The sequence below is a fragment of the Streptomyces sp. NPDC093261 genome (genome assembly GCF_044753645.1).
Lineage (GTDB): Bacteria > Actinomycetota > Actinomycetes > Streptomycetales > Streptomycetaceae > Streptomyces.
On sequence record NZ_JBIVNO010000006.1, the window covers coordinates 39,043 to 60,557 of the forward strand.

At 72.9% G+C, this 21,515-nt stretch carries 19 protein-coding genes; 9 read left to right on the forward strand and 10 right to left on the reverse strand.

Annotation, left to right across the window (positions count from 1 at the left end; translation table 11 throughout):
• The first annotated feature begins 232 nt into the window (after positions 1–232).
• The 6 genes from scy (at position 233) to ACIP94_RS15635 (ending at position 9,449) form a co-directional block, all read left to right on the forward strand.
• The gene (gene scy, locus ACIP94_RS15610; protein ID WP_402425072.1) at positions 233–4,081 is read left to right on the forward strand and encodes a polarized growth protein Scy; all 3,849 of its coding nucleotides are present in this window, start codon (positions 233–235) and stop codon (positions 4,079–4,081) included.
• Positions 4,082–4,262: 181 nt separating this feature from the next.
• Complete coding sequence (locus tag ACIP94_RS15615; protein ID WP_402425075.1) at positions 4,263–5,198, forward strand: cellulose-binding protein; 936 nt, start codon at positions 4,263–4,265, stop codon at positions 5,196–5,198.
• A 132-nt stretch (positions 5,199–5,330) separates the two neighbouring features.
• Complete coding sequence (locus tag ACIP94_RS15620) at positions 5,331–6,308, forward strand: ATP-binding cassette domain-containing protein (protein ID WP_402425078.1); 978 nt, start codon at positions 5,331–5,333, stop codon at positions 6,306–6,308.
• 3 nt (positions 6,309–6,311) lie between these two features.
• Positions 6,312–7,082 carry an ABC transporter permease subunit gene (locus ACIP94_RS15625; RefSeq protein ID WP_402425081.1) on the forward strand — a complete coding sequence of 257 codons (771 nt, stop codon included), beginning with the start codon at positions 6,312–6,314 and terminating at the stop codon, positions 7,080–7,082.
• 205 nt (positions 7,083–7,287) lie between these two features.
• Complete coding sequence (locus ACIP94_RS15630) at positions 7,288–8,583, forward strand: ABC transporter ATP-binding protein (RefSeq protein WP_402425084.1); 1,296 nt, start codon at positions 7,288–7,290, stop codon at positions 8,581–8,583.
• A complete protein-coding gene (locus ACIP94_RS15635) occupies positions 8,580–9,449 on the forward strand; it encodes an ABC transporter permease (RefSeq protein WP_402425087.1) in 870 nt (289 codons plus the stop codon). Before ACIP94_RS15630 ends, ACIP94_RS15635 begins: the two co-directional genes overlap by 4 nt.
• 7 nt (positions 9,450–9,456) lie before the next feature.
• On the opposite strand, the gene ACIP94_RS15640 is transcribed toward ACIP94_RS15635, so the two are convergent.
• Entirely contained in the window at positions 9,457–9,789 is a 333-nt protein-coding gene (locus tag ACIP94_RS15640; protein ID WP_402425090.1) for an ATP/GTP-binding protein, read from the reverse strand.
• A 221-nt stretch (positions 9,790–10,010) separates the two neighbouring features.
• Here ACIP94_RS15640 and ACIP94_RS15645 point away from each other — a divergent pair, with 221 nt between their 5' ends.
• The gene (locus ACIP94_RS15645) at positions 10,011–11,039 is read left to right on the forward strand and encodes an LLM class flavin-dependent oxidoreductase (protein ID WP_402425092.1); all 1,029 of its coding nucleotides are present in this window, start codon (positions 10,011–10,013) and stop codon (positions 11,037–11,039) included.
• A gap of 104 nt (positions 11,040–11,143) precedes the next feature.
• Here the strand turns inward: ACIP94_RS15645 and ACIP94_RS15650 are convergent, their stop codons facing one another.
• Complete coding sequence (locus ACIP94_RS15650) at positions 11,144–11,536, reverse strand: SCO5389 family protein (RefSeq protein ID WP_402425095.1); 393 nt, start codon at positions 11,534–11,536, stop codon at positions 11,144–11,146.
• Between the two features lie 291 nt (positions 11,537–11,827).
• Here ACIP94_RS15650 and nucS point away from each other — a divergent pair, with 291 nt between their 5' ends.
• Entirely contained in the window at positions 11,828–12,499 is a 672-nt protein-coding gene (gene nucS, locus ACIP94_RS15655; RefSeq protein WP_402425098.1) for an endonuclease NucS, read from the forward strand.
• A gap of 94 nt (positions 12,500–12,593) precedes the next feature.
• Here nucS and ACIP94_RS15660 read toward each other — a convergent pair whose 3' ends face one another.
• The 3 genes from ACIP94_RS15660 to ACIP94_RS15670 form a co-directional block, all read right to left on the reverse strand.
• Positions 12,594–15,359, reverse strand: coding sequence for an ATP-binding protein (locus tag ACIP94_RS15660; protein WP_402425101.1), 2,766 nt, complete (start codon positions 15,357–15,359; stop codon positions 12,594–12,596).
• A gap of 245 nt (positions 15,360–15,604) precedes the next feature.
• Entirely contained in the window at positions 15,605–15,928 is a 324-nt protein-coding gene (locus ACIP94_RS15665; protein ID WP_311697334.1) for an STAS domain-containing protein, read from the reverse strand.
• 151 nt (positions 15,929–16,079) lie between these two features.
• Positions 16,080–16,928: a 3-hydroxyacyl-CoA dehydrogenase family protein gene (locus tag ACIP94_RS15670; protein WP_402425104.1), complete on the reverse strand. Its 849-nt coding sequence runs from the start codon at positions 16,926–16,928 to the stop codon at positions 16,080–16,082.
• Positions 16,929–17,191: 263 nt separating this feature from the next.
• On the opposite strand from ACIP94_RS15670, the gene ACIP94_RS15675 reads away from it, so the two are divergent.
• Positions 17,192–17,764, forward strand: a complete 573-nt coding sequence (locus ACIP94_RS15675; protein ID WP_402425106.1) for a cob(I)yrinic acid a,c-diamide adenosyltransferase — start codon at positions 17,192–17,194, stop codon at positions 17,762–17,764.
• 174 nt (positions 17,765–17,938) lie between these two features.
• On the opposite strand, the gene ACIP94_RS15680 is transcribed toward ACIP94_RS15675, so the two are convergent.
• Genes ACIP94_RS15680 through ACIP94_RS15700 form a run of 5 tightly spaced genes read right to left on the reverse strand, consistent with a single transcriptional unit; the run spans position 17,939 to position 21,407 of the window.
• Positions 17,939–18,178, reverse strand: a complete 240-nt coding sequence (locus ACIP94_RS15680) for a hypothetical protein (protein ID WP_402425109.1) — start codon at positions 18,176–18,178, stop codon at positions 17,939–17,941.
• Positions 18,178–18,606: a hypothetical protein gene (locus ACIP94_RS15685; RefSeq protein WP_402425112.1), complete on the reverse strand. Its 429-nt coding sequence runs from the start codon at positions 18,604–18,606 to the stop codon at positions 18,178–18,180. Before ACIP94_RS15685 ends, ACIP94_RS15680 begins: the two co-directional genes overlap by 1 nt.
• Before the next feature lie 50 nt (positions 18,607–18,656).
• Complete coding sequence (locus ACIP94_RS15690) at positions 18,657–20,120, reverse strand: sensor histidine kinase (RefSeq protein ID WP_402425115.1); 1,464 nt, start codon at positions 20,118–20,120, stop codon at positions 18,657–18,659.
• Positions 20,117–20,815 (reverse strand): response regulator transcription factor, encoded by a 699-nt coding sequence (locus ACIP94_RS15695; protein WP_402425118.1) that lies wholly within the window; start codon positions 20,813–20,815, stop codon positions 20,117–20,119. The genes ACIP94_RS15690 and ACIP94_RS15695 overlap by 4 nt, the downstream gene beginning before the upstream one ends.
• Positions 20,816–20,825: 10 nt before the next feature.
• Complete coding sequence (locus tag ACIP94_RS15700; protein WP_402425121.1) at positions 20,826–21,407, reverse strand: hypothetical protein; 582 nt, start codon at positions 21,405–21,407, stop codon at positions 20,826–20,828.
• Positions 21,408–21,515: the final 108 nt, after the last annotated feature.

A 21,515-nucleotide genomic window follows, 5' to 3' on the forward strand; every position in this document is an offset into this window, starting at 1 on the left:
CCGTACATAAGGGCCGGTAGGGTTGGGGGCGGTCGTCGCTCCACCAGGACGACCGCGTCCCGCCGTGGCCGGCGGGACGACAGACCGGGGTCCGGGTTTGCGGGGGACGAGCGTCGGGGCAGCAGCCCATGCTCCGCCGTTGATCTGACACCATTCCCCGGGGGCCCCGTTCGGCGGATGGACGGAGCTCGTTTGGAGAGACTTGCGACCAGGGGACGGATGGGACCGCGCAGTGCGGGGCTACGAACGCCAGGAGCGAGAGCCGGCGGCTGACGTCGACCACCTCTCTCGGTTCGAGGCCGAGATGGAGCGGCTGAAGACCGAGCGGGAAAAGGCGATCCAGCACGCCGAGGACCTCGGCTACCAGGTCGAGGTGCTGCGCGCCAAGCTGCACGAGGCGCGGCGCACGCTCATGACCCGTCCCGCCTACGACGGGGCCGACCTCGGCTATCAGGCCGAGCAGATGCTCCGTACGGCGCAGATGCAGGCGGACCAGCTGCGGGCGGACGCGGAGCGCGAGCTGAGCCAGGCCCGCGCGCAGACGCAGCGCATCCTGCAGGAGCACGCCGAGCAGGTCGCCCGTCTCCAGGCGGAGCTGCACGCGGAGGCGGTCGCCCGCCGCCAGCAGCTCGACCAGGAGCTGGCCGAGCGCCGACAGACCGTCGAGTCGCACGTCAACGAGAACGTGGCGTGGGCCGAGCAGCTGCGGGCCCGCTCCGAGGCGCAGGCCCGCCGGCTGGTCGAGGAGTCGCGCGCCGAGGCCGAACAGTCCCTGGCCGCCGCCCGCGCCGAGGCCGAACGGCTCACCACCGAGGCCCGGCAGCGGCTCCAGAGCGACGCCGAGGCCGCCCGCGCCGAGGCCGACCAGATCCTGCGCCGGGCCCGCGCGGACGCCGAGCGGCTGCTCAACGCCGCCTCTGCCCAGGCCCAGGAGGCCACCGACCACGCCGAGCAGCTGCGGTCCTCCACCGCGACCGAGTCGGACGCCGCCCGCCGTCAGGCGTCGGAGCTGAGCCGGGCCGCCGAGCAGCGGATGGCGGAGGCCGAGGCGGCCCTGCGCGAGGCGCGCGCCGAGGCCGACCGGGTCGCCACCGAGGCCAAGGAGGCCGCCGCCAAGGCCCTCGCCAATGCCGAGTCGACCAACGAGCAGCGCACCCGCACCGCCAAGGAACAGGTCGCCCGGCTGGTCAGCGAGGCCACCAAGGACGCGGAGGCCACCAAGGCCGAGGCCGAGCAGGTGGTCGCGGACGCGCGCGCCGAAGCCGAGAAGATCCTCACCGAGGCCGCCGAGAAGGCCCGCAGCATCACCGCCGAGGAGACCGCCTCCCAGCTCGCCAAGACCGCCCGTACGGCCGAGGACGTCCTCACCAAGGCGTCCGAGGACGCCAAGGCGACCACCAAGGCCGCCTCCGAGGAGGCCGAGCGGATCCGCCGGGAGGCCGAGGCAGAGGCGGACCGGCTGCGCGCCGAGGCGCACGACATCGCCGAGCAGCTCAAGGGCGCGGCGAAGGACGACACCAAGGAGTACCGGGCCAAGACCGTCGAGCTCCAGGAGGAGGCCCGGCGGCTGCGCGGCGAGGCCGAGCAGCTGCGCGCCGACGCGGTCGCCGAGGGCGAGAGGATCCGCGCCGAGGCCCGCCGCGAGGCCGTCCAGCAGATCGAGGAGGGGGCCAGGACCGCCGAGGAGCTGCTCGCCAAGGCGAAGGCCGACGCGGACGAGCTGCGCCAGAGCGCCACCACCGACAGCGAGAAGGTCCGTACCGAGGCCATCGAGCGCGCCTCGATGCTGCGCCGCCAGGCCGAGGAGACCCTGGAGCGCACCCGCAAGGAGGCCGAGACCCAGCGCGCCGAGGCCGTCGAGCTGTCGGACGCGATCAAGGAGCAGGCCGAGAAGGCCGCCCGCGAGCTGCGCGAGGAGACCGAGCGGGCCGTCGAGGCGCGCCGCACGGAGGCCGCCGAGGAGCTGACCCGTCTCCAGACCGAGGCCGAGCAGCGGCTCGTCTCCGCCGAGCAGGCGCTCTCCGACGCGCGGGCGGAGGCCGAACGGATCCGCCGCGAGGCCGTGGAGGAGGCCGACCGGCTGCGCACGGAGGCCGCCGAGCGCAGCCGTACGCTCCAGGCGCAGGCCGAGGCCGAGGCCGACCGGCTGCGCACGGAGGCCGCCGCCGACGCCTCCGCCTCCCGCGCCGAGGGGGAGGCCATCGCCGTACGCCTGCGTTCGGAGGCGGCGGCCGAGGCCGAGCGGCTGAAGTCGGAGGCGCAGGACACCGCCGACCGGGTGCGGGCCGAGGCCCAGGCCGCCGCCGAGCGGCTGGCCACCGAGGCCACCGAGACGCTCGCCGCCGCCCAGGAGGAGGCCGCCCGGCGCCGCCGCGAGGCCGAGGAACTGCTCGGCGCCGCACGCCAGGAGGCCGACCAGGAGCGTGAGCGGGCCCGCGAGCAGAGCGAGGAACTGCTCGCCGTGGCACGCGCCCGGGTCGAGGAGGCCCAGACCGAGGCCGTACGCCTGGTGGAGGAGGCCGACCGGCGCGCCACCGAGATGGTGTCGGCCGCGGAGGTCCACGCCCAGCAGGTGCGGGACTCCGTGGCCGGGCTGCACGAGCAGGCCCAGGAGGAGATCACCGGACTGCGCTCGGCCGCCGAGCACGCGGCGGAGCGTACGCGCACCGAGGCGCAGGAGGAGGCGGACCGGGTCCGCGCCGACGCCTACGCGGAGCGCGAGCGGGCGGCCGAGGACGCGAGCCGTATCCGCCGGGAGGCCGCCGAGGAGACGGACGCCGCCAAGTCGCTGGCCGAGCGGTCGGTCTCGGAGGCGATCGCCGAGGCCGAGCGCATCCGCACGGACGCCGCCGAGCACGCCCAGCGCGCCCGGACCGAGGCGTCGGACACCATCGCCGCCGCCGAGCAGGACGCGGCCCGTACCCGGGCGGAGGCGCGTGAGGACGCGAACCGCATCCGTTCGGACGCGGCCACGCAGGCGGACACCCTGATCACCGAGGCGACGTCGGAGGCCGAGCGGCTCGCCACGGAGACCGCCGCGGAGGCCGAGCGGGTCCGGGCGGAGTCCGTGGCCAAGGCCGACGCGCTGCTTTCGGAGGCCACCGCGGAGGCGGAGCGGCTGCGCGCCGACGCCGCCGAGACGGTAGGGTCCGCGCAGGCGCACGCCGAGCGCACCCGCGCGGAGTCGGCTCGACTTCGGGCCGATGCCGAGGCGGAGGCCGAGCGGATCACCACGGCCGCGCGCGAGGAGGCCGAGCGCACCCTGGACGAGGCACGCAAGGACGCCAACAAGCGGCGCTCCGAGGCGGCCGAACAGGTGGACACCCTCATCACGGAGACCACTGCCGAGGCCGACAAGCTGCTCACGGAGGCCCAGCAGACCGCGCGCACGACGACGGCGGAGGCCGAGGCGCAGGCGGACACGATGGTGGGTGCCGCGCGCAATGAGGCCGAGCGCCTGGTCGCCGAGGCGACGGTCGAGGGCAACACACTGGTGGAGCGCGCCCGGTCGGACGCGGACGAACTGCTCGTCGGCGCGCGCCGGGACGCCACCGCGATCCGGGAGCGCGCGGAGGAGCTGCGCGAGCGCATCACCACGGAGATCGAGGAGCTGCACGAGCGGGCGCGGCGCGAGTCGGCCGAGGCGATGAAGTCGGCCGGCGAGCGGTGCGACGCGCTGGTCAAGGCCGCCGAGGAACAACTCGAGAAGGCCAGGGCGCAGGCGAAGGAGACCCTCTCGGAGGCCAACTCCGAGGCCGGCAAGGTCCGTATCGCCGCGGTCAAGAAGGCGGAGGGCCTGCTGAAGGAGGCCGAGCAGAAGAAGGCCACGCTGGTCTCCGAGGCCGAGCAGATCAAGGCCGAGGCCATCCGCGAGGCCCGCAAGGCCGTTGAGGAGGGCAAGCGGGAGCTGGAGATCCTGGTGCGCCGGCGCGAGGACATCAACGCGGAGATCTCCCGTGTTCAGGATGTCCTGGAAGCCCTCGAGTCCTTCGAGGCTCCGTCCGGTGGCAAGGACGGGGGTGTCAAGGCGGGGGCCGCGGCGGGTGCGACCCGTTCGGGTGGCAAAGCGTCAGAAGGGTAGCCGGAAGCGTTGATTCTGTGCTTGCCGGGACGTTTCCCACGGGTCCTGGCAAGCCCCCGGACAGTTAGCCACCCAAAAGGAGTGTCATTCTCCAGATCAAACACGCATCCGCTCGATGACACGCCGCATCGACCCCTAGGATTCCCTTATCACCTCACCGGTCTCATTCGACAGGAACCCCATGAGCGACACTTCCCCCTACGGCTTCGAGCTTGTGCGGCGTGGGTACGACCGCGCTCAGGTGGACGAACGGATCTCCAAGCTCGTCTCCGACCGTGACAGCGCTCTCGCCCGCATCACCGCTCTGGAAAAGCGCATCGAGGAGCTCCACCTCGAGACGCAGAACGCCCAGGCCCAGGTCAGCGACGCGGAGCCGTCGTATGCCGGTCTCGGCGCGCGCGTCGAGAAGATCCTCCGTCTCGCCGAGGAGGAGGCCAAGGACCTGCGCGAGGAGGCCCGCCGCGCCGCCGAGCAGCACCGTGAGCTGGCCGAGTCGGCGGCCCAGCAGGTACGCAACGACGCAGAATCGTTCGCTGCGGAGCGCAAGGCCAAGGCCGAGGACGAGGGCGTCCGGATCGTCGAGAAGGCCAAGAGCGACGCCTCGCAGCTGCGCGCCGAGGCGCAGAAGGACGCGCAGTCCAAGCGCGAGGAGGCGGACGCCCTCTTCGAGGAGACCCGCGCCAAGGCCGCGCAGGCCGCCGCCGACTTCGAGACGAACCTCGCCAAGCGGCGTGAGCAGTCCGAGCGCGACCTGGCCTCCCGTCAGGCCAAGGCCGAGAAGCGTCTGGCCGAGATCGAGCACCGCGCCGAGCAGCTGCGCCTGGAGGCCGAGAAGCTGCGCACGGACGCGGAGCGCCGCGCCCGCCAGACGGTGGAGACGGCCCAGCGCCAGGCCGAGGACATCGTGGCCGACGCGAACGCCAAGGCCGACCGCATCCGCTCGGAATCCGAGCGGGAGCTGGCGGCGCTGACGAACCGTCGCGACTCCATCAACGCCCAGCTCACGAACGTCCGCGAGATGCTCGCGACGCTCACGGGCGCGGCGGTGGCCGCCGCCGGTTCGCCGGCCGAGGACGAGCCGATCTCCCGCGGGGTGCCAGCGCAGCAGTCCCGGTAACGCCTGACCGGACGTGTGTGACAGGGCCCGCACCCCCCGGGGTGCGGGCCCTGCCGTCTGCGGGCACGGCCCCCCTCCGCCGGCCGACCGGCTCGGGTGGCAGGCCCCGAACGCCCGTCTTACGGTGGCCGCATGATCGAGCTGGAGGGGCTGACCAAGCGGTACGGCGGGAAACTGGCGGTCGACGACCTCACGTTCACCGTCCGACCGGGCGTGGTCACGGGCTTCCTCGGGCCGAACGGCGCCGGGAAGTCCACCACCATGCGGATGGTGCTGGGGCTCGATCACCCCACGGCGGGCGACGTCCGTATCGACGGCATGCGCTACGACCGGCTGAAGGACCCCCTGACCTGCGTCGGCGCCCTGCTCGACGCGGGGGCCGTGCACGGCGGGCGCAGCGCCTTCCACCATCTGCTGTGCCTCGCGCAGAGCAACGGCCTTCCCGCCTCCCGCGTCGACGAGGTCCTCGACACCGTCGGCCTGACCTCCGTCGCCCGCATGAAGGCCAAGGGTTTCTCGCTCGGCATGGGCCAGCGTCTCGGTATCGCGGCCGCGCTCCTCGGCGACCCGCGCATCCTGATGTTCGACGAGCCGGCCAACGGCCTCGACCCCGAGGGCATCCACTGGATCCGCACCCTGATGAAATCGCTGGCGGCGCAGGGGCGGACCGTGTTCGTCTCCAGCCATGTGATGAGCGAGATGGCGCTGACCGCCGACCATCTCGTGGTGATCGGCCAGGGCCGGCTGCTCGCCGACACCTCCATGGCCGACTTCATCCGGCAGAACTCCCGGACCTACGTCCGGATCCGCACCCCGCAGCGCGAGCGGCTGCTCGATGTGCTGCACGAGGGGGGCATCACGGTCGTCGAGTGCGGCAGCGGCGCGCTGGAGGTGGACGGCGAGAAGGCGGAGCTGATCGGCGAACTGGCCGCCCGCCACCAGATCGTGCTGCATGAGCTGAGCCCCCGGCAGGCCTCGCTGGAGGAGGCGTTCATGCGGCTGACGGCACCGGCGGTGGAGTACCACGCGCACGGCGACGTGCCCGGCGACGGCTGGCCTCGGCAGGCGTCGCGCGCCGGGTGGGGCGCCGGCCGGGGAAAGGGAGGCTGAGCGATGGCGGCGACGCAGGTGCTGCGCTCGGAGTGGACCAAGATCCGGTCGGTGGCGTCCACGGTGTGGACCCTGTCCCTGGCCCTGGTCGTCACCGTGGTCCTCGGCATGCTGATCTCGGCGCTGACCCGCAGCGAGTACGACCGGACGCTCCCGGCCGACCGGCTCTCCTTCGACCCGACCTATGTGAGCTTCGCCGGGATGAGCCTCGGCCAGCTCGCGATGATCGCGTTCGGGGTGCTCGTCGTGTCGAACGAGTACAGCACCGGCATGATCCGCACCTCGCTCGCCGCGGTCCCCCGGCGCGGCACCTTCCTGTTCGGCAAGGTCGCGGTGGCGGCGGCGCTCGCCCTCGTCGTCGGCATGGCCACCAGCTTCGCCGCCTTCCTCCTCGGTCAGGCGGTGCTCGGCCCCTACCGGGCGTCGCTGGGCGAGCCCGGCGTGCTGCGCGCGGTCTTCGGCGGCGGGCTCTATATGACGCTCATCGCGATGTTCTCGATGGGGGTCGCGGCGATGCTGCGCTCGCCGATGCTCTCGCTCGGCATCCTGATGCCGTTCTTCTTCCTGATCTCCACCGTGCTCGGGAGCGTCTCCGCGACGAAGAAGATCGGCCGGTTCCTGCCCGACCAGGCCGGCAGCAGGATCCTTCAGGTCGTGCCGAGCCTCGGCGACGACACCCCCTACGGCCCCTGGGGCGGCCTCGGGATCATGGTGCTGTGGGTGGCCGCGGCGCTGGCCGGAGGCTGCGTCCTGCTGCGAAGAAGGGACGCCTGAACGTCCCGCCTCCATATCACCTCGCGCCCTGGGCGGCGCCGACCGGCCAGGACCGCCGTCTTTGCCGGGTAATGCCCAATTCACTCCCTTGACCTGCGGGCTTTTGCATTCTCTTGAGTGGAACCGTCAGCGCCCGGATATCCTCCTAACCCTTACGGGGACAGTGTGGGCCCTGACGTCCTGAACCTTTCGATGGGTGCGGAGCATGATCGAGGCAGTCGGCCTGACGAAGCGCTACGGCGACAAGACGGCCGTGTACAACCTTTCCTTCCAGGTGCGGCCGGGTGCCGTCACCGGCTTCCTCGGGCCCAACGGCTCGGGCAAGTCGACGACCATGCGCATGATCCTCGGCCTGGACAATCCCACCTCCGGGCAGGTGACGATCGGCGGCTACCCGTACCGCAGGCTGCCGAACGCCGCCCGCCAGGTGGGCGCCCTGCTCGACGCCAAGGCCGTGCACGGCGGCCGGACCGCCCGCAACCACCTGCTCAGCCTGGCCCAGCTGTCCGGCATCCCGGCCCGCCGCGTCGACGAGGTGCTCGCCGTCGTCGGGCTCCAGGACGTGGCCAGGAAGCGGTCCAAGGGCTTCTCGCTCGGCATGGGCCAGCGCCTCGGCATCGCCGCCGCGCTCCTCGGCGACCCCCAGGTGCTGCTGTTCGACGAGCCGGTCAACGGCCTCGACCCCGAGGGCATCCTCTGGGTGCGCAATCTGATGAAGGCGCTGGCGGCGGAGGGCCGTACGGTCTTCGTCTCCTCCCACCTGATGAGCGAGATGGCGCTCACCGCCGATCACCTGATCGTGATCGGGCGCGGGCAGCTGCTGGCCGACATGAGCGTCAAGGACTTCATCTCCGCCAACTCCGCGGACTTCGCGCGGGTGCGCACGCCCGACGCCGAGCCGCAGCAGCGCGAGAAGCTGACCTCCGCGCTCACCGAGGCGGGCGGGCATGTGCTGCCCGAGCAGGACGGCGCCCTGCGGATCACCGGGCTGCCGCTGCCGCGCATCAGCGACATCGCGCACGACAGCGACGTACGCCTGTGGGAGCTCTCGCCGCACCAGGCGTCGCTGGAAGAGGCGTACATGCGGATGACGCAGGCCGCCGTCGACTACCGCTCGACGATCGACCAGAAGGCCGGTCTGATGCAGCCGCTGCCGCCCGGCGTCCAGCCGCCGATGCCGGTGCCGGGACAGGGCCAGCCGGGCTGGTACGCCCCGCCGCCGCCCCAGCAGGGCGGCCAGCCGTTCACGCTGCCCGGACAGCCGCCCGCGGGGCCCTACGACGGCCAGGGCGCGCCCGTCGCGAACGGGCGGCCCACCCCCTACGCTCAGCCGGCCCAGCAGGAGGAGGCCCCGGCTCCGGCCGCCGCGCCCGCCGTCACGGCTCCCGCGGACTCCGCGCCCCAGCAGCCGCCCGCGGCCACGCCTCCGGCTCCTGCCGCCGCCCCTGCCTCCGCTTCCGCACCCGCCGCCGACCTGACCGAGTCCGAGGACGCCCGATGAGCACGCCCCAGCCCCCGATACCGCAGGCCGCGCCCGCCTGGCAGACGGCCCCCGGCTCCGCGTATCCCACCTACACCTCGCCGATCCCCGTGGTGCGCACGCACCTCGGGAACGCCATCGCCTCGGAGTGGACGAAGATCAGGTCGGTGCGCTCCACGATGTGGACGCTGGGCGTGTTCGTCCTGCTCGTCGTCGGCATCGGTCTGCTGGTCGCCGTGCTGGTGGCCGCCAACTCCGGGACGGCGGAGCTGACCGGGCAGAATCCGCTGTCGTTCGGCGTCTTCGGGCTGCTGCTCGGCAGCATGTGCCTCATCACGCTGGGCGTGCTGACCACGGCCTCGGAGTACGGCACCGGCATGATCCGCACCACGATGGTCGCCTGCCCCTCCCGCGGGCGGGTGCTGGCCGCGAAGGCGGTGGTGTTCTTCGCGGTCGCGTTCACCGTCACCCTCGTCTCCGTCGGGCTGGTCGCCTTCGCCGATGTGGCCCTGCTCGACGGCGCCCGGACGCCCTCCGGCGGGGAGTGGCTGAAGGGCACGCTCGGGATCTCGCTCTACCTGGCGCTGCTCGGGCTGCTCTCGCTCGCCGTCGGCTCGGTCATCCGGCACTCGGCGGGCGCCATCACCATCATGATCGGCCTGGTGCTGGCCCCGTTGGTCATCGCGCTCTTCATGTTCTCGGACTCGCTCGACGGCGTGCGCAAGGCCCTGTTCGAGTACTCGATCCCGAACCAGCTCAGCGTCTTCTACTCCAACTCCCTGACCTCCTCGGGCCCGTCCGGCTGGGACCCGCTGTGGATCATGGCGGGAGTCACCGCCGCCGCCTTCGCGGGCGCCTGGCTGCTGCTGGAGCGGCGGGACGTGTAGTCCGCCCTCAGTACCTCGGCGCGTTACGGGACCGCTGCACCCGCGTGGTGCGGCGGTCCTTCGCGTTCCAGCACGCCCGGTGCCAGTGCCGGCGGTCGTCCACGCCCGCGTGCTCGGGCCAGGCCACCACATGCGGGACGCCGGAGGGGATCACCTGGTCGCAGCCCGGGCAGCGGTAGGTCTTGCCCTCGGCGGCGGCGCCCGCGACATGGCGCACGCTCCACTCCTCGCCGCGCCAGCTCTCGGTGGTCTGCCGGCCACCGTAGCGGAGCTGGTCGTCGCCCTCCGCGCTCCGGCCGGACGAACCTGAGCCCTTGGGACGGTTGCGACGCGGCGACACGGAACACCTCACGGAGTCATGCGGGGAGCAGGGACCGTATCCAGCCTACGCGGGCCCTGCGGGGGTACGCGTACGTATCCAACCCTGACAGAACCCCCTCTCACCGGCCGATTCTGCAGACAATCCGCAAATCTCTCCGAGAGGCCGTGACTTAGGCACATGTCAGGCAGTTATGCCGGGTGGGGGAGCTCCGTGTCGGAGCCAGGAAAGCAGGAAATGCCATGCGCGTAGGAAGTTTTGTACTGGCCGCCCAGTTTCCGGGCCAGGGACAGGGGGAGGCGCTGCACCGTGCGGTGCGGTCGGCCGAAGTGGCCGAGGAGGCGGGCCTGGACGCGGTGTGGCTGGCCGAGCACCACTTCGTACCGTACGGGACGTGCCCCTCCGCCATCACCCTGGCAGCCCTCCTGCTGGGCCGCACCCACCGGATCCGGGTCGGCACGGCGGTGAGCGTCCTGCCCACCGCCCACCCGGTGGCGCTCGGCGAGCAGGCCGCGCTGCTGCACCTCACCACGGGCGGCCGCTTCTCCCTCGGGGTGGGACGCGGCGGCCCCTGGGTGGATCTGGAGGTCTTCGGCACGGGCCTGCGGGCGTACGAGAGGGACTTCCCCGAATCACTCGATCTGCTGGTGCGCTGGCTGCGCGAACCGTCCGTCGGCGCCGCGGGGGAACGATTCACCTTCCGTGAAGTCCCGGTCGTCCCGCGCCCGTCCGAGTCGCTCACCGACACCGAGGGTCCCGAGGTCGTCGTGGCCTGCACCTCGCCCGCGAGCGTGCGGCTGGCGGCCGAGCGGGGGCTGCCGATGCTCCTCGGCATGCATGTCGGCGACGAGGAGAAGGCCGACATGGTCGCGCAGTGGCGCAGTTGCGCCCGCGCGGCCGGAATCGACGCAGACGCGATCGCCCGCGCCGGTCATGTCTCGGCCGGCGTCTGCCAGATCGCCGACCGCCGCACCGACGCGGTCGAGACGTTGACGAAGGCGATGCCAGGCTGGCTGAAACAGGGGCTCGACGCGCATGTGACGGTCGACGGCCGGAACCGGACCATGCGGGATCCGCTGGCGTACACCGAACTGCTCTGCGGACTGCACCCGGTGGGCACGCCACGGCTGTGCGCCGACCGTCTGACCGCCACCTCGGAGCGGACGGGCATCCGCCGCTTCGCCCTGCTGCTCGAGGGCTCCGGGGACCTCGCGGCCACGGAGGAGAACGTGCGCAGGCTGGGTGCCGAAGTGCTCCCCCAGCTCCGCTGAGCCCGCCGGGCCGGGCCCGTCACCCGGGCCCGGCGGGAGCTTGCCGCTCCGGTACAGAAGCACCTCCCGCGTACCGAGCGGCAAGCCTTACGGCTTGGTGTGACTCAGCAGTCGCGCAGTTCCGGCGACTGGTTGAGCAGTTGACTGCGGACCGAAGTGAAGCGAGCCAACGTGTCGTCCACTGAGGAGTCCAGCGGGAACACCGCCACCCGGTGGCAGTTCTGGAAGGCCAGGCGCACTCCGAAGTGCCGCTGCAGCGCGCCGCGTATCGCGTCACTCGCAAGCGCACGCAGCAGCTGTCCACGTGCCTGCTCGTCCGGCGGGGGCGTCTGGTTGTCGGCGAACTGGCCGCCGTCCACCTTCAGCTGGGCCACCAGGGAGCTGATCATCTCCCACGCATAGGGCAGGGAGGTCCGGACGCAGTCGACGAAATCGGCTTCGTCGACCTCGCCTCGCTCGGCCTTTTCGAGTAGGGCCGGTGAGACGTCGAGCGACATGGGTACTCCTCTCGCACCCCGAGACAACAGGGGTTGACGGACAGGGAAGGGAGTTCGCAATCTCGAACACGCTGCGTACACAACACGCGACCTCCCGTTTACTACGGTAGGCAACGGACGGTGACGGCACCAGGAGAATGCGCGCAGAGCCGACTCCCATTAGGCACACAACAAGCCAATGGCGAACGGGGGCATCCCGGGTGAAACGGAGGGCGCGGGGTGGGCGGCCGTCCGGGGGGACGAGGAGGGCGAATCGCGTCGGGGCGGTGAGGTCGAGTAGCGTTGCCGACCATGCGTCTCGTCATTGCCCGGTGCTCCGTCGACTACGCGGGTCGGCTCACCGCCCACCTTCCCTCCGCACCCCGTCTGATCCTGGTGAAAGCGGACGGCAGCGTCTCGATCCACGCGGACGACCGGGCCTACAAGCCCCTCAACTGGATGTCGCCGCCCTGCACGCTGAAGGAGGGGACGGGCGACGAGGAGGGCGTCTGGACCGTCATCAACAAGACGGGCGAAAAACTGATCATCACAATGGAGGAGATCCTCCATGACTCCTCCCACGAACTGGGCGTGGATCCCGGTCTGATCAAGGACGGCGTGGAGGCGCACCTGCAGGAGCTGCTCGCCGACCGCATCGAGACCCTCGGCGAGGGCTACACGCTCATCCGCCGCGAGTACATGACGGCGATCGGCCCGGTGGACATCCTGTGCCGGGACGCCGAGGGCGGGACCGTGGCGGTCGAGATCAAGCGGCGCGGCGAGATCGACGGGGTGGAGCAGCTCACGCGCTACCTGGAGCTCCTGAACCGCGACCCGCATCTCGCCCCGGTCCGCGGCATCTTCGCGGCCCAGGAGATCAAGCCCCAGGCCCGTGTCCTCGCCACGGACCGCGGCATCGGCTGCGCGCTCCTGGACTACGACGCGCTGCGGGGCATCGAGGACGACAAGCTGCGGCTGTTCTGAGCCCGCTGGTCCGACCCTGCGGCTCCGCCGACCGACGGCCGGGGCCGAGCCCGTTCCACAGGGGCTCGGCCCCGGCCGTCGGTCGTGGCGGCGGTCAGGCGAGGTTCGCCGCCTTGGAGGTGCCGGAGGACGCGGGGGCGGAGGAGCCCCCGGCGCTGGGCGTCGGGCCGCTCGCCGAGACGCTGGACGTCGGCGTCATGGTGCCGCCGGTCGTCCCACCCGTGGTGCCGCCGTCCGTGCCGCCCGTGGTACCGCCGTTGGTGCCGCCGGTCGTCCCACCCGTCGTCCCGCCGTTGGTGCCGCCGGTCGTCCCACCCGTCGTCCCGCCGTTGCTACCGCCGGTCGTCCCGCCGGTGGTACCGCCGTTGGTACCGCCGTTGGTACCGCCCGTCGTCCCGCCGTTGCTACCGCCGGTCGTCCCACCCGTCGTCCCGCCGTTGCTACCGCCGGTCGTCCCGCCGGTGGTACCGCCGGTTGTCCCACCCGTGGTGCCGCCACCCGTGCCGCCGCCGTGCGACGCGCTGGACGACCCCGACGGCTTGGGCGACGAGCCCGAGGACGCGCCACCGGTGGACGGCTCGCCGCTCTGCGGCGGCCGGGTGTTCCCGGGCGGTGTCGGGTCGTCCGAGGTCCCGAGGACGCCGTCCTTGCCCGGGTCGGTCGGGCGGCTCGCGACGCCCACGCCGCCCGTGTCGCCGCCGCCGGCCTTGTTCGCGCCGAGGCCGTCGCCGTTCGGGCCCTGGCTTGCCGAGGGGCCCACGCGGACGTTCTCGGACGGGGTGTCGCTGTGGTTGTCGGTCATGCCGAGGGTCACCACGGTGCCGAGCACGGCGACCAGGGCCGCTCCCGCGCCCGCGGCCACCAGATTGCGCCGGGTGCCCCACACCACACCGCGGATGCCGCCGGCCCGGGGCGCCGGCGTGGCCGTCGCCTGGTAGGTGACGAGCGTCGCCGTGTCGCTGCCCGACGCGGCCGGACCGAAGGCGGCCGGCACGCCGAAGGGCGGGGACCCGGGCTCCTCCTGGCGCGTGTCGGGCGTCTCCTCACCGGCCACGGCGCGCGCGTCGAGCGTCCCCGTGGCCGCACGGTCGGAGACCAGGGCGAGGGCGCGCCGCCCGGCGATCGTGCCGCGCTTGTCGGCGAGGGCGCCGCGCAGGCCGATGGACGCCTCGAGTTCGGCGCGGGCCCGGTCGACCTGGCCCGCGCAGAGCGCGAGTATGCCCAACTCATGGTGGAAGTAGGACTGTTCACTGACCGAACCGGCGAGCCGGGAGGCCTCCGCGCCGGAGCGCAGCGCCCGCTCCCACGCCCCCCAGTCGAGACCCGCGGCGAACGCGGGCGCCGCCTGCCGGGCCAGCCGCACGGCGGGGCTGTCCTCCTCGTCCTCTCCGGGCGAGGCCGGGGCCCCCTCCTGCTCGGACGAGGCCGGGACCCGGGGGGAGAGCGGCGCCAGGGCGGCCAGCGCGGCCAGCACGGCGTCCGCCTCGGCCACGACCCTCGCCGGGGTGACGGAGGGGTGTCCGGCCCACCAGGAGTAGTGCTGGGCGGCCTTGAGCGCGTACTCCTCCGCCCCGGTCGCATACCCGGCCGCCTCCAGCTGCGCCAGCACCCCGGCCGCGAGGCGGTAGCGGGAGCCGGCCGGGGAGACCAGCGCGCAGTCGGCCAGCTCGGCGAGCGCCGCGTCCGCGTGGGTGTCGTCCACCAGGGCCGGAAGATGCGTCTGGTGGGGCACCTCGCCGCCCAGCGCGACCGCGAACTTGAGCGTCTCGCGCGCCGAGGTGCTGAGCCGGGAGGCGAGCAGCGGGGCGGCCGCGGCGGCCTCGGCGAGCGACGGCAGCGCGACGTCGGGTCCGTCCCCGGCGTCGTGGGGCGCGGGGGCGCCGGTCTGCTCGGGTGCGGCCTTGGTGCCGGGCAGGTCCTGGAAGACGCCGTACTCGTCGACGGCGTCCTCCTCGGCCCGCTGCCGGTCCCGCTGCCGCAGCAGCGCCCCGGCCTGCATGAAGCGCAGCGGCAGCCCCTCGGACTCGAACCACAGGTCGCCCGCCCAGTTGGTCTCCTCCTCGGTGAGGTCGCGGCCGACGGCGCGCTCCAGGAGTTCCAGGCTGCCCGGACGGTCGAGTCCGCCGAGGAAGACCTCCTCCACATGCGAGTCGGCCGAGGGCGCGGGCACCTCGGGCGTGGCGGCGAGCAGGAAGGCGCACTCGGGCGTCGCGTCGAGCAGTTCGTCGAGCGCGCTGCCGCCGAACTCCAGGTCGTCGAGGACGACGACGGCGCCGATCTCCCGGAGGTACCGCGCCAGCTCCTCCCGGCCCGGGCGGAACAGGGGCGCGTCATACACGGCGGCGAAGAGGTCGTACAGCAGGTCACTCGTGGTGCGCCGGCAGCCGGTCAGGCGGATCACGCCGTCGGGGGCGAGGTCCGCGCAGTCCTCCGCGACGAGGTCCGCAAGCGCGGTGCGGCCGGAGCCGGACGGCCCGGTGAGCCGGACCGAGCGGCCGCGCGCGAGGAGCCGTACCAGACGCTCCCGCTCCTCCTGGCGCTCCAGCAGGGGCGGCTGGGGCCGGGCCGGCCCGGGCGGTACCGGCGGCTTCGCGGCGCGGGCCTTCTCCGCCCGCTCGGCGGCGGAGTACTTCACCGGCGGCTCGGGCCGCTGCCCGGGCGGGCACACCTCTATCTCGCTGCCGTCGACGGGGTTGACGGTGACCAGGAAGTCGTCCGTCACCAGCTGCACCGTGCGCGCGAGTGCCGGTGCCGGCTGTACGAAGTCGGATGTCATGGGATCCCGCGGCGGGCGCTGGCGCGGTGTGGCATGGGCGCCGTCGTGACCGTACTGCTCGGGTCCCGGCTGGTTCGGGTCCATAGGTCCAAGCCCCCCAAAAGCGTCGTGTGCTGAGCCCCTCCCGGCCTTGCCGCACACTGCTTCGTCGCTTCTGGTCCGGTGCCCGCACGAGGGACGCGGGCGGCGGGCAGCCGAACCCTAAACCTTCGCACAGTATCTCTGACAAGCCGGGGTACCGCCCGGCCCGAGACGTCACAGTCTCGTGAGGATTGCGCGCGACGTGCGTTTCGTGGCCGTTCACTCGCGTGACGCCGCGCGCCGGGCACTCACACCCCGGGAAGCGACTCCACGCCGATACCGCCCTCGATGGCCAGGATCCGGTGCAGCCGGGTGGCCACCAGCAGGCGCTGCATCTGCGGCGGGACGGCCCGCAGCACCAGCCGCCGGCCGCACCGCCCGGCCCGCCGGTGGACGCCCATGATCACCCCGAGTCCGGTGGCGTCCCAGGAGTCCAGTTCGGACAGGTCGAGCACCAGGTCGCCGATCCCGTCGTCGACGGCCGAGTGCAGGACCGTACGGGCGTCCGCCGCGCTGCGGACGTCGAGGCGGCCCCCGACGACCAGCTCGGCGTGGTCGCCCCTGATGTGCATATGCGCTCCCCGAGAGTGCGTCGCCCGTACTCCGTGTTGTGGTTGTGCTTGTGCAACTTCTGACTGCGCCGAGCGCCATCAGGTTGCCGTCTGTAAGCGAACCGATACCGAATTCACTCGATGAGGTGATACCTCAGGAGTACGTGCGGATTCAGTACGTGTAGAAGCCCTGCCCGGTCTTGCGCCCGAAGTCACCGGCGTCAACCATCCGGCGCATCAGCTCCGGCGGAGCGAACTTCTCGTCCTGGGACTCGGTGTAGATGTTGCTCGTGGCGTGCATCAGGATGTCGACGCCGGTGAGGTCGGCCGTGGCCAGCGGTCCCATGGCGTGCCCGAAGCCCAGCTTGCAGGCGAGGTCGATGTCCTCGGCGGTGGCCACGCCCGACTCGTACAGCTTCGTCGCCTCGACGACCAGCGCCGAGATGAGACGGGTCGTCACAAAGCCCGCGACGTCGCGGTTGACGACGATGCAGGTCTTGCCGACGGACTCGGCGAACTCGCGCGCCGTGGCCAGGGTCCGGTCGCTGGTCTTGTAGCCGCGGACCAGCTCGACGAGCTGCATCATCGGCACCGGGGAGAAGAAGTGCACACCGACGACCCGCTCCGGGCGCTCGGTGGCCGCCGCGATCTTGGTGATCGGGATGGCGGAGGTGTTGGACGCCAGCACGGTGTCCTCGCGCACGATCTTGTCGAGCGTCCGGAAGATCTCGTGCTTGACCTCGAGCTTCTCGAAAACGGCCTCGACGACGATGTCCGCGTCGGCGGCGGCGTCCAGGTCGGTGGTCGCCGTGATGCGGGCGAGCGCGGCGTCCGCGTCGTGCGCCTCGAGCTTGCCCTTGCTCACGAACTTGTCGTAGGAGGCCTTGATGGCGTCCGTGCCGCGCGTCAGCGCCTCGTCCGTGACGTCACGCAGGACGACGTCCCAACCGGCCTGGGCCGATACCTGCGCAATACCGGATCCCATGAGTCCGGCTCCGATGACGGCAAGCTTCCGTGCCACTGTGCGACTCCCCTGACGCGCTGTCCTGTAAGGCCTCTCGGCCGGACCCTAGCGCCCTGAAGGCGCTGTGTGACCGGTTAGTAACGCGCGTCACGTCTCACATGACGGACTTCACACCGCCAGGAATCATGCCGCCGCCCGGACGGCCTACTTGAGCATCCGGCCGCCCAACGGCTGCTCCCCGGCGCCCGCGTCGCTCCGGCCCCCCGTGGCCCGAGGGCACGGGGTGTTCCACCCGGCCGGGCTCTCATTACGCTGGTCACATGGTCAATCTGACGCGCATCTACACGCGGACCGGCGACAAGGGCAGCACCCACCTCGGGGACATGAGCCGGGTGCCGAAGACCGATCTGCGCATCGCCGCCTACGCGGACGCCAACGAGGCGAACGCGGTGATCGGCACCGCGATCGCGCTGGGCCGCCTCGACGAGGAGGTCGTCAAGGTCCTCACCCGCGTCCAGAACGACCTGTTCGACGTGGGCGCGGACCTGTCGACGCCGGTCGCGGAGAACCCGGAGTTCCCGCCCCTGAGGGTCGAGCAGTTCTATGTCGACCGGCTGGAGTCGGACTGCGACCGCTTCCTCGCCGAGCTGGAGAAACTGCGCTCGTTCATCCTGCCCGGAGGGACCCCGGGCGCGGCCCTGCTGCACCAGGCGTGCACGGTCGTACGGCGGGCCGAGCGCTCCACCTGGGCCGCGCTGGAGGTCCACGCCGAGGTGATGAACCCGCTGACCGCGACCTATCTCAACCGGCTGTCGGACCTGCTGTTCATCCTGGCCCGCCATGCCAACAAGGAGACCGGGGACGTGCTGTGGGTCCCGGGCGGGGAGCGCTGACCGGCGTCCCTCACCACACGCTGACCGGCCGGCACTCCCCCCATGAGGCGGACACCGGCCGGCACTCCCCCATCAGGCGGACACCGGCCGGCACTCCCCCATCGGATCCCCCATCAGGCGGACACCGGCCGGCACTCCCCCATCGGGCGCACACCGGCCGGCGCATCCCCGTCCTCAGCGGTCGCCGTCGCCCTGTGCGGCGTCCCGGTCCGCCGCCGTGAGCGCCGACTCCGCGGCGGCCACCTTCTTCTCCATGTCCTGCTGTGTCTCCTGCCGCGTGTCCGCGGAACCGGAGGGCGTGGCGGACGAGGCGGGCGGGGCAGCCGTGCCGTGGCCCGCTGCGCAGCCCGCGGTGAGGCCCACGAGCAGGACCACCGCGGGGGCCGCGAGCCGCAGCATCCGCCGCCCCCGCATCAGCTCGCCGCCTTTCCGTTCCCATGGGCCGAGCACCAGCTCTTGACCCCTACGAGGTCCTTCTGCCGCTGCTCCAGCGTCGGCACCAGGGACTTGCGGAAGTCCAGCCGGTGCTGGAGATAGGTGGCGATCTCGCCGTGGCCCGCCTTCTTGGCGTTGTCCACGCGCTGCTGGAGCCGCGCGACGGACCCCCGCACGCCCACGCCCCCGTCGAGCCGCTTGAGCGCCCGCTCGATCCTCCGGTCGATCTTCGGCACGCGCTTGCACAGTGCCTGCGCCCCGTCGCCGGACGGAGCCGGAGCGGTCGAGCCGGCGGCCGGAGCCGGTGCGGTCGAGCCGGCGGCCGCGGCCGCCCCGGCCCCGCTCACCAGCAGCGCCGCCGTGGCCAGCCCCGCGAGCAGGGTGCGCCGCCTTCGTCGTACGTTCATGGTCGCCTCCGTTCCCGGACGGGCCCGTCGTCCGTCCGTCGCAGCGGAGGCTAGGAACCGTCTTTGTGGGAACTCTGTGACCGGTTTGCCCCGGCTGCTCCGATCAGCCAGTCCCGCCGCTCGGGCAGCGCCCCGCCCGCCCTCGGCAGCCGTACCTCGAACCGCGCCCCGGCCCCCTCCGGGCGGTCCGTCACCGTGACACTCCCCCGGTGCAGGGCCGCCTGCTGGGCGACCAGGGTCAGGCCGAGACCGGAGCCCGCGCTGTCCGGTCCCCGCCGGAACCGTTCGAAGATCCACCCGCGGGCCTCGGCGGGGACGCCCGGACCGCGGTCGTCCACCGTGATCACGGCCGCGCCGCCGTCGCCCGCCACCCCGACGTCCACGGTCGCGCCTCCCCGCGGGTCCCGTCCGTGCGCCAGCGCGTTGACGAGCAGGTTGTCCAGCAGCAGCCGCAGTCCGGGTTCCCAGCCGGGCACGGTGAGCCCCGGCTCGGCCCGCAGCGTGATCCGGGCGTGCGGATCGCGGCGCCGGGCCTCGGCGACCGCCGCGTCCGCCGTCTCCGCCACGTCCACCGTCCCGAACGCCTCCGCTTCCACCAGATCGCCCCGCCCCAGCTCACGCAGCATCAGCAGCAGCCCGAGCAGACGGGCGTGCTCTCGGCGCAGATCGCTGAGGACCTCCGTGCGGTCGGGCTCGGGCAGAGCGGGGTGCTCCATGAGGATGTCGAGATTGGTGCCCATGCTCATCAGCGGGGTGCGCAGTTCGTGCGACGCGGCGGCGGAGAAGGAGCGGGCGGTCTGAAGGGCCTCGGCGGTGCGGGCGGCCTGCTCGTCGTAGCGGGCGAGGACCGTCCGCAGGGTGACCGCGAGGTCGTCGACCTCCCGCACCCCGGTCGGCTCGTGGTCCAGCCGGGCGGCGCTGGTCCGCGGGTCGAGGCCCGCGGCGCGGCGGCCGAGCCGGCGCAGCGGGCCGGTGGCACCGGTGGCCACACCCCAGGCGAGCAGGCCGGACAGCGGAGCGGCGAGCAGGGCGGTCAGCACCACCCGGCGCCGTACGAGCCGGAGTTGGGTGCGATCGGCGGTGTCGGGCCGGAACACCCAGAGGGTGCCCGTGACGCGGGGGCCCCGGATCGGCACGGCCAGGGCCCGCCAGCTGTGCCCGGCGTCCCGCACGGTGACCGGTCCGGCGGACCGCGCGGGGAGGGCGACCGAGGCATCGGGCTGGGGCCCGCCGCTGAAGGTCGCCGTGGGCCCGACGACGCGGACGCCGACATCGAGCGCGGCGCTGTACAGCTGCCGTTCCCTGGTGTCGGCCGCGCGGGGCCTGCCGGCGGCGGCCGCGCGGAGCAGGGAGCGGGCGTCCGGGGCCACGGCGGTGGCCCGCTGGCGCAGATGGTCGTCCTCCTCATGGCGCAAGTCCTGGGCGACCAGGCGCAGCAGCAGCCAGCCGGAGGCGAGCACGAGCAGCGGGACGGTGAGTCCCACGGCCAGTCCGATACGGGTGGACAGTCTCATGACGGCTCCCCCCGCAGGACGAAGCCCACCCCCCGCACGGTGTGCACGAGCCGTGTGCCGCCGTCCGCCTCCAGCTTGCGCCGCAGATAGCTGACGAAGGTGTCGACGGCGTCGGTGCGCACCTCGAAGTCGTAGCCCCACACCCGGTCCAGGAGCTGGTCGCGGGTGAGGACGAGACCGGCGTTGCGGGCGAGCACCTCCAGCAGTTCGAACTCGCGCCGGGTCAGCTCCAGCGGCCGGCCGGCCCGCTCGGCGGTGCGCGCCGCCGGGTCGATCACCAGGTCCGCGACCCGCAGCAGCTCACGGCCGGTCGGCGGCCTGCGGCGCAGCAGCGCGTGCAGCCGGAGCACGAGTTCCTGGAGGGCGAACGGCTTGACCAGGTAGTCGTCCCCGCCCGCCTGGAGGCCGGCGATGCGGTCGGCGGTCTCGTCGAGCGCGGACAGCATGAGGACGGGCAGGTCCTGGCCCTCGTCGCGGAGCCGGGTGCACACCTCGATGCCGCTCATGCCGGGCATCGACACATCGAGGACGAGCACGTCGGGCGGTGCGTCCCCGATGGCGGCGAGCGCCTCCGCCCCGCTGCCGGCGGTGCGCACCGCGAAGCCGCTCAGCCGCAGCCCGCGCTCCAGGGAACGCCGGATGGCCGCGTCGTCGTCCACGACCAGGACGCCCCCAAGACGTGCCGGATGACTCATGCGTCCCTCCTCATCGTCCGGAAAGCGTACGACCCTCCTCCGTACGGGTGGCAGCGGCAGCCGGCGCCTTCTTGGGCCAGAGCGCGTACGTCAGGGCGATCAGCCCGTGGATCACGGTGATCCGCAGCGCCGCCCACTGCCAGGACCTCAGCGGGCCGGCGCCTTCCCCGTCGCCCACGTACCAGATCGCCGCCTGGAGCAGGGCGGCGGCCACGGCCGCGGCCAGCAGGGTGCGCAGCCAGAGCCGGCCCTCGTGCCGGGCGCGTGCCGATCCGTAGCGGGGCGGTTTCGGCGGGCGGGGGGCACCGGCCAGGCGGTGTGCCGCATGGCCGTCCAGCCACTGGATCGTGTGGTGGCCGTAGCCCACGGTGAAGCCGATGTACAGCGCGGCGAGGCCGTGCTCCCAGCCGGGCTCGGCGCCGTTCTCCAGGTCGACGGCCGTCGCCACGAACAGCACGACCTCCAGCAGCGGTTCGCCCAGCAGCAACGCCACGCTCGTACGGCGCCACTTCAGCAGACAGCGGGCGGCCAGGCCGGCCGCCGGCAGCACCCAGAACCCGGCCTCGCACGCCACGATCAAGCCGACGATCACGGTTCGCTCCTCTCGATCCCCGTTCCTTCCAGGCTCCCGGCGGCCCGCGGCCGGGGCCTCGTCGGCGGTGACGAGGTGCGGGTACATCGAAAGATGCAGTCGGGGACC

What these genes read in the sequence shown, in the direction of transcription:
- ACIP94_RS15615 (WP_402425075.1), top strand. Translation starts at nt 4,263, where the DNA reads ATGAGCGACACTTCCCCCTACGGCTTCGAGCTTGTGCGGCGTGGGTAC.
- ACIP94_RS15620 (WP_402425078.1), top strand. Translation starts at nt 5,331, where the DNA reads ATGATCGAGCTGGAGGGGCTGACCAAGCGGTACGGCGGGAAACTGGCG.
- ACIP94_RS15625 (WP_402425081.1), top strand. Translation starts at nt 6,312, where the DNA reads ATGGCGGCGACGCAGGTGCTGCGCTCGGAGTGGACCAAGATCCGGTCG.
- ACIP94_RS15630 (WP_402425084.1), top strand. Translation starts at nt 7,288, where the DNA reads ATGATCGAGGCAGTCGGCCTGACGAAGCGCTACGGCGACAAGACGGCC.
- ACIP94_RS15635 (WP_402425087.1), top strand. Translation starts at nt 8,580, where the DNA reads ATGAGCACGCCCCAGCCCCCGATACCGCAGGCCGCGCCCGCCTGGCAG.
- ACIP94_RS15645 (WP_402425092.1), top strand. Translation starts at nt 10,011, where the DNA reads ATGCGCGTAGGAAGTTTTGTACTGGCCGCCCAGTTTCCGGGCCAGGGA.
- ACIP94_RS15650 (WP_402425095.1), bottom strand. Translation starts at nt 11,536, where the DNA reads ATGTCGCTCGACGTCTCACCGGCCCTACTCGAAAAGGCCGAGCGAGGC.
- nucS (WP_402425098.1), top strand. Translation starts at nt 11,828, where the DNA reads ATGCGTCTCGTCATTGCCCGGTGCTCCGTCGACTACGCGGGTCGGCTC.
- ACIP94_RS15660 (WP_402425101.1), bottom strand. Translation starts at nt 15,359, where the DNA reads ATGGACCCGAACCAGCCGGGACCCGAGCAGTACGGTCACGACGGCGCC.
- ACIP94_RS15665 (WP_311697334.1), bottom strand. Translation starts at nt 15,928, where the DNA reads ATGCACATCAGGGGCGACCACGCCGAGCTGGTCGTCGGGGGCCGCCTC.
- ACIP94_RS15675 (WP_402425106.1), top strand. Translation starts at nt 17,192, where the DNA reads ATGGTCAATCTGACGCGCATCTACACGCGGACCGGCGACAAGGGCAGC.
- ACIP94_RS15680 (WP_402425109.1), bottom strand. Translation starts at nt 18,178, where the DNA reads ATGCGGGGGCGGCGGATGCTGCGGCTCGCGGCCCCCGCGGTGGTCCTG.
- ACIP94_RS15685 (WP_402425112.1), bottom strand. Translation starts at nt 18,606, where the DNA reads ATGAACGTACGACGAAGGCGGCGCACCCTGCTCGCGGGGCTGGCCACG.
- ACIP94_RS15690 (WP_402425115.1), bottom strand. Translation starts at nt 20,120, where the DNA reads ATGAGACTGTCCACCCGTATCGGACTGGCCGTGGGACTCACCGTCCCG.
- ACIP94_RS15695 (WP_402425118.1), bottom strand. Translation starts at nt 20,815, where the DNA reads ATGAGTCATCCGGCACGTCTTGGGGGCGTCCTGGTCGTGGACGACGAC.